Below are 1,553 nucleotides of genomic sequence, written 5' to 3'. Positions count from 1 at the left end.
AAAACCCGATCACCCCGCCGCAGCAGGGCTGCGACGGGGCGATCATCCGGTCAGACCGGTTGCCTCAGGTCAGGCGGTCTCGCGACGACGTGCGAGCACCAGGGCTGCACCCGCCAGGACCAGCCCGGCGCCGAGCGGCACCAGGAAGCCCGACGGGCCACCGGTGTTCGGGAGCTCGGCGGCTTCGACGATGCCACCGACCTCACCGGGAACCTCGGTCCCCGGCTGCTCCTCGACCTCACCAGCGACGCCACACAGGACGCCTTCGATGTCCTCGGCCACCTCGCCCTCCGAGGCGAAGCGGATCGCCGTCCACGTGGCACCGGCGTCGCTGTACTCGTACGGGAAGAGACCCGCGAAGCCGTGGGCGACCAGGTCGGCCAGGTCGAGGATCACGACCGTGCCGAGCACGTCGGAAGCCCGTGCGACGTCCGGGTAGGTGCACAGCACGACGCGGGTGTCGTCGACCACCGGGCAGGCCTCGGTGTTCTCCTCGACCAGCACCGGGTAGGTGTGCATCGTCGCGTCACCCGGGAAGTGGAAGCCCTCGTGGGCCTCCAGCGTGATGCTGCCGTCCTGGTTGTAGGTGATGACGTAGTCACCGAGCGGCACCTCGCCGTACGACGCGTTCCCGGTGTCACACGGGTCGTTGACCGGCACCTCGGGCACGTCGATCTCCGACGGCTCTTCCTCGGTCGGGCAGTTGACCAGCTCTTCGTCACCGGGCTGCTCGTTGCCGATCGCCCAGCGGATGGCAACCGAGTCCTGCGCGTCGGCGAACGGTCCCGGGAACTGGCCCTCGACCCAACCCTGGTTGAGCGCGGAGGCCTTGCTCACCACGATGATGTGGTCCGGAACGCCGGGGGGCGGGCCGACGTACTTGCAGACGACGACCTTGTCCTCGTCCTCGCCCTCGGCGCAGACCACGCCGTTGTCGACCAGGGCGGGGTACGTGTGGGTCGGGCCGTCGGCGAACGTCGAGCCCTCGTGGGCGGTCAGCGTGATGCTGCCGTCGTCGTTGAGCGCCACGTCGTAGTCGCCGGCCGGAACCTCGCCGTAGGCGACGTTGTCGGGTCCGCACGGGTCACTTGAGGGAACCGTGGGTGCGTCGATGAGGACGGGCTCACAGGGAACGTTCTCGTCGGTCGGTGCCGGGTAGACGTTCTCGTCCGTGCCGCCCGGGAACTCGTAGCCGGGGTCGGCCTTCAGCGTGATCGAGCCGTCCAGGTTGCGCACGATCGTGTAGTTGCCGGTCGGCACCGCGCCGTACGCGGCGTTGTCAGGACCACAGGGGTCGTTGACCGGGATCTCGGGGAGGGCTTCCTCCGCGAGCGGGCAGCTGCCCAGCTCCTCGTCGCCCGGCTGCTCGTTGCCGACCGCCCAGCGAATGGCAACCGAGTCGTGCGCGTCGGCGAACGGGCCCGGGAACTGCCCCTCGGTCCATCCGGCAGCGAGCGCGGCGTTCTTGCTGACCACGATGACGTGGTGCGGAACGCCCGGAGGGGTGCCGACGTACTTGCAGACGACGACCTTCTTGTTGTCCGGCTCGTCGT

1 protein-coding gene is annotated in these 1,553 nt (G+C 69.3%); it reads right to left on the bottom strand.

The genetic code is table 11. From position 1 onward, the window contains the following. Window positions 1–69 precede the first annotated feature (69 nt). On the bottom strand, window positions 70–1,553 hold a 1,484-nt coding region (locus ACOADB_RS07375; RefSeq protein ID WP_378597318.1), incomplete at its 5' end, for an LPXTG cell wall anchor domain-containing protein.

Origin of the sequence: Nocardioides sp. CPCC 206348, assembly GCF_048654705.1 — a bacterium.
Taxonomy (GTDB): Bacteria; Actinomycetota; Actinomycetes; order Propionibacteriales; family Nocardioidaceae; genus Nocardioides.
This window is presented reverse-complemented; position numbering and strand designations above follow the sequence as displayed.